This is a genomic window from Paenibacillus sp. P4_E11 (assembly GCF_056401635.1).
This window is the reverse complement of the sequence record NZ_JBFUIX010000191.1, coordinates 1-5,362: the sequence shown is the minus strand read 5'-3', so window position 1 is coordinate 5,362 and position 5,362 is coordinate 1. Positions and strand designations below refer to the sequence as shown.

6 protein-coding genes are annotated in these 5,362 nt (G+C 42.6%); 1 reads left to right on the top strand and 5 read right to left on the bottom strand.

Annotated elements, in window-relative coordinates; all coding sequences use genetic code 11:
- The 4 genes from AC1DWB_RS30855 to AC1DWB_RS30840 form a co-directional block, all read right to left on the bottom strand.
- Nucleotides 1-388, bottom strand: a 388-nt coding sequence (locus tag AC1DWB_RS30855; protein WP_477544924.1) for a hypothetical protein, incomplete at its 3' end; no start/stop codon positions are given.
- Between the two features lie 267 nt (nt 389-655).
- Nucleotides 656-1,348: a class I SAM-dependent methyltransferase gene (locus AC1DWB_RS30850; RefSeq protein WP_477544923.1), complete on the bottom strand. Its 693-nt coding sequence runs from the start codon at nt 1,346-1,348 to the stop codon at nt 656-658.
- 291 nt (nt 1,349-1,639) lie between these two features.
- On the bottom strand, nt 1,640-2,035 hold the full coding sequence (locus AC1DWB_RS30845) for a VOC family protein (protein ID WP_477544922.1): 396 nt from the start codon (nt 2,033-2,035) through the stop codon (nt 1,640-1,642).
- Nucleotides 2,036-2,997: 962 nt separating this feature from the next.
- Entirely contained in the window at nt 2,998-3,840 is an 843-nt protein-coding gene (locus AC1DWB_RS30840; RefSeq protein ID WP_477544921.1) for a tyrosine-type recombinase/integrase, read from the bottom strand.
- Between the two features lie 175 nt (nt 3,841-4,015).
- Between AC1DWB_RS30840 and AC1DWB_RS30835 the strand changes: the two genes are divergently transcribed.
- Nucleotides 4,016-5,170: a serine hydrolase domain-containing protein gene (locus AC1DWB_RS30835; protein ID WP_477544920.1), complete on the top strand. Its 1,155-nt coding sequence runs from the start codon at nt 4,016-4,018 to the stop codon at nt 5,168-5,170.
- Here the strand turns inward: AC1DWB_RS30835 and AC1DWB_RS30830 are convergent.
- A partial coding sequence (locus AC1DWB_RS30830) for a hypothetical protein (protein ID WP_477544919.1) occupies nt 5,167-5,362 on the bottom strand: 196 nt, incomplete at its 5' end. The genes AC1DWB_RS30835 and AC1DWB_RS30830 overlap by 4 nt on opposite strands.

Sequence of the window (5,362 nt, the reverse complement as noted above, 5' to 3'; positions counted from 1 at the left end):
AACTCACACCAACGAGCGTATTATTAGGTTTAAGTTCTCGAACTAGAACATTTCTACCGGTTCTTTCGCATTCAGCAGCCATTCCATCAATTTCTTCTTGTGTCAAATTATCAAATCCATAGTAAACCCGTATATCCATCACTTCTGCATTAGCAGGAAATACCAGTTCCCATGGAGATGCTTTTTCTTTTAATTCATCAAGACCTTCTAACCATTTAACTGCTTCGTAATTTGTTTGCTGACTGATTTTTTTCTCATCCGCAACATATATCCCCTTACCCATACCTGGTTTTAACCCACGAATAATGTTATCAATATCTGCGTCCTCTTGAAATGAGTCGATATGCAGTATTGCCAGTACATCTCCCTTTTCATTTTTCATTTCCACATTCTACACTCTCCTCTATCGGCTATGAAGCATCTCATATTTATTCAACAACATGCCCATAAATTTCCTTCATTGGAAACTACGGTTTTCATATTTATTTATTATGCTAAACTGCCCGTCAACGGGGCTGCCGATTCGTGCCGGCAGCCCCGTCCTTGCGTCTTATGGAACTAACGTGCCCGTTAGCGCAACAATGACTGTCGATAATTGTTCGATAGTCATTGCCATTATTGTAGGATAAAGCTTTTTTGCGTAATTTGAAGTATCTTACTGTTTCTCACCAACAACAAGGCCAAGTGAAATCCAACGTCCATTGTCTTGAGTAATAAACTGTTGTTCCTCGTCATCTACTCRATACTGTAGCCACCATCGATAGGCTTCATCAAAGTAGTAATTATCAACAATTTTAAGGCCATGTCCAGAAAATAGTTCACAGTTCCAACTTAAAGTGGCGAAGCATTCTTGAAAGCTGCGTTTTGTATTAGAATCAGGAATATCAGCGGGAATAGGTCCTGGCAGACACATTGGTTCAGCAATACCAATTCGTGCGCCACTCTTCGCAACTCGAATCATTTCGGACAATGCAACTGGGCGGTCTTTTCCAATCATTTCAAATGAGCCGATACTGATGACAGCATCAAATGTACCAGAAGCAAACGGCATAGATTGAGCCATGGTCTTTAAAGCCAATACCTGGTTCTCAACATTTTGTTGTTTAGCATATGATTGAATATCGGTACCATCCGACCATGGCTCTAAAGTCACTACTGACACGTTCCAAAACTTCGCGATTGTTGTAGCTATTTGTCCAGAGCCACCACCAACCTCAAGGACCCGCATACCTTCCTTGACATTAGTAGATTTCACAAGAAATTTGGCCATTTCAAATGAACCTGGCCCCCATGCCTTTGGCTCTTTTATGTTCAAAAACGGGTTGCCATTCAAATCATTATTAATCATTTCAGTATCCTCCATGTTTTGAGAACCACGGAAGAACATTATCTTCCGTAATTCAAGAATTTGAAATTACCTTTGGTAGAATTACGATAAGACTTTTCATAGCCATTCCCCCTTTATGCATGTTGAAAAAAATGTAACTTATGATCTTCTCTACATCAAGGGCGAGTTTTGTTTTATTTAACTAATCTGTCCGTCTACTTCAATGAAAACGGCAGCCGATCTTATGCCGGCTGCCGTCGTGTGCTATATTCAACTATCGTACCCAGTTAGTTGAACTAGCTTTTATTTTATTTAGACAAAATTTATTTGCCATGAGACTCCGAAGCGGTCATTCAGCCAACCGAACTTTTTACTGAACCCATAATTACCTAATGGCATTAGAACATGTCCACCTTCTTTAAGTTTCCCATAAAGCTCATCAATTTCTTCCTCAGTATTACAAGCAACATAGATCGAGAACGAAGGTGTAAAGGAAAATGCATGTTTGACATTACTGTCAATACACATAAACTCCTGTCCTTTTAATGTGAAAGTAGCTTGGAATACAGTTCCTTCTTTTCCAGCTTCATTAGCGCCATATCGAACAATGCTTGTAATTTCAGAATCCTCAATGATCGATGTATAAAAGTTCATCACTTCTTCTGCCTTGCCATCTTGAAACATTAAGAAAGGTATTACCTTGTCCATTACATGCTCCTCCTTTAATTCTTCCTTTATATTTCTTTAAAGCCTCTGTTACTTCAACGGCAACGGCCAGATTTAGTGTTAGGTTGCCGCAATGTCAGTATTCAACTAACGCTTCCCGTTTGTTGAAAAATATTCGCAACATTTTGCAAGTTGCCAACTTACTTCTCCGTAGCTTCACCGGATGTCAGATAGGTCTCAAAGTACGCCTCTACCCTTCTCGCCACCTCATCTACAGAATCTGAGCCAATCCACTTCGACATAGGGTAATCCACGTGATATGACCTCTTGACGGAGATAATCCCTCAAAAGAACTTCTCGACCAAAAAAGTTGCTCTGAAATCGTACCGGATCGCTCGATCTAACTCTCAGTTGTGGTTTGTCTCTCTTGGCGGCAGACTCTAGGGCAAACTTCTCGGTCGGCAATAGCCAAATTGCCTGATGGATATCCGAGAGTAGCGGCTGAACCAGTTTTGGAAAGAGTCGAGGGCCCACCACCAAGATTTTGGGCCACTTAGGCATGGCCTGAAGATCCTCGCAGATCATGGGGAATCGCTCGTCGTTGGTGGTGAGGATATCGCGAAACATGGCCTCGGGTGTGGTATGTACCCAATTGTCGTCGATCGTCTTACCTAACCCTCTGTACATCGCGGGATGTAACGCAGGATCGGCACGAGCGATGAATCCGAAGCACCGCCTATCCACTGTACATGGGATAAAGAATCCCTAAGCTCCTTTGTAGCTTCATACCCTTCTGACAAGAGCATCATCTCCCTTACCTCTATTCAGGCAAGAGTTTAACATATGTTTTTTGGATAAAACAGTCTGTTTTTCAGTTGTCACTTTGGTATCATTAACTTAAAGCAAGAGTAGCAATATTGCCCTTGAAAGAGGCTGCCGAGAAAGTCGGCAACCTTTTTTGTGTTTACTTCGCTATTCTGCCCGTGAAAAGGGGCCCATGACCCCTAAAAGTAACGCCTATACAGTTCCCTTCGACGTTCCCCGCGTAATTGGGCGTAGATCTGAGTGGTTGATGCTTTCTCATGGCCCAACATCCCTTGAATAAAGTCCAACGGGGCTCCGTTATCAAGCAAGTGACAGGCGTATGTATGGCGAAATCGATGAGGATACACGTTTACTGTAACCTCTCCACGGGTAGCAAGCTTTTTTATCGAATAACGTATCGTGGGGATTGCCATTCGTCGAACAGGAAGAGACTCTGTCACAAAAGGAGCTTTACAAGCATCCTTTCGACTCTCAAGGTATCTCTTTAACCAGACCTTACACTCAGTTGTGAAATACACTTCTCTTTGCTTCGATCCCTTTCCGTTCACAATGGCGGAGCAGCTCTCCCAGTTTACATCTTCAACATTTAATCTTTGTACCTCACCGACACGGCAGCCAGTACAATATAAAAACTCCAGTAGTGCGTGCTCGCGTGGAGAAGCACAGGTGATCTTGAGATTAATAATATCCTCTTCAATTAAAAACTTAGGAATCCGTTTATCCATCTTTGGTTCTCTTAGTTTTAATGTCGGATTTTTAGCGATGTACCCTTCTTCAAATGCAAAACGAAAAAGGGATCTCACGAACCTTATACGATGCCCCAAACTGCTCGGCTTCAACCGTTCCGACTGCTTTGCCAAGTATTCCTTCAGCAAGGTTAGTGAAACGTCTTCGATATCGACGTTGCTGATCTCACGGATCAGCACCTTCATTTGAAGGGAATATGCTTTCAAAGTATGTGGACTAAAACCCAGGATGCGCTTATCTGCCTCATACAACATCCATAAATCGGTCATTTTCATAACAACAAAACCCCTCCCAAGGTTATTTATCATTAGCTTCACTCTATTTGGGAGGGATTAATCAATCAAAATGTGTTGTCAAGGCTTATGTCCAATGGTATTTTAGTAGAAATTGGATATTGTACCCCGTTCGATTATTGGGCGGTACTAATCCTGTAGAGAGGTGATTTTTTCCATGAAATTTAGATACGGCAACCCGGAAGAGGTTGGCATGTCCTCAAGTCGGATTGCCAAGCTTGAAGATTTGCAGAAGGAGTGGGTAGGTCACGGTGTTTCCCCCATTATCGTTTCTCTTATTGCAAGACGTGGAGTCATCGTAAGCCACAATATTTTTGTGAATCCAGAGTATGAGCGGAATTACGGACCGGTAGATTTAAACACAATCTTCCCGTTAGCATCCATTTCGAAATCGGTTACTGCCTCAGCAATCATGCTGCTTGTAGAGGAAGGCAAGGTCGCTGTAAATGTGCCGGTTCAGGATTATATACCTGAATTTGTCGGTGAACACAAGGAAAAGGTGCTTATTCATCACTTGATGACTCACACCTCCGGCATTGCGGAAGATTACATTTGGAATGCGATGAATGAAGCAGAAACTTCGCTTGATCTATCTCAGTGCCCTATTAATCAGCATCCTGAAGTGTTCAAGTATTTAATGGCTGGATACGAAGCGCCTCTGTCCTTTTTGCCCGGCAAGGAGATGAGGTATTGTGGATTTGCTTTTACACTACTGACCGAAGTAATTAGGCGAGTCACTGGACAATCTTTCTCTGATTTTGTAGAGGAGCGTCTTTTTAAGCCGCTTGGTATGGTAGACTCTCATTTCTTGCTTCCTGAAAATAAGTACTCCAGGGTAGCACAGCATCCGCCGAATGCTCCGTTCCCCGATTTCGCTCATTACGACAACATTTCTGTTCCTTGGGGAGAAAGCGGACTATGTTCTACCGTTACTGACATGGCGGTGTTCGCCCAGACATTTTTAAATGGAGGCTCCTATAACGATCRACGACTATGGAGCAAGTTGAGTGTAGAGAAGATGACCTCAAACCAAGTTCCAGGTGTGTCTTCAAGTTTAGGCGATGAATTTTTCAAAGAAGCGTGCTGGGGACTCGCGTGGAATGTAAGTGGGAACAAACAAGATTACACAGGTACGCTGCGATCGAAAAAAACATTCTCGAACTCCGGCAGAGGGAACACTCTGATTATGGTTGACCCTGTAAATGAAATTGTAATCTTGAACTTCCAAGTAACGATGAAAAGAGTAAATAATCGACCTTATCATTATTTCGAATATTTTAGCGATGCTGCACTATCGTGTGTTGAGGATTAGGTATTCAATGTACAATTAGGAATGATAAGATCGAACTGTTCTCCCGTAAGCGAACTAGGCTGCCGATCATGCCGGCAGCCTAGTGTTATTGCGCTATCGTTCTCATCCCTTAGCTTAATGCTGCTACCGCCGCTCACCCCACCTCCTCCGCTTTTCCATGTATCTCCTTTTTCTTGTGATAAAACATAACCC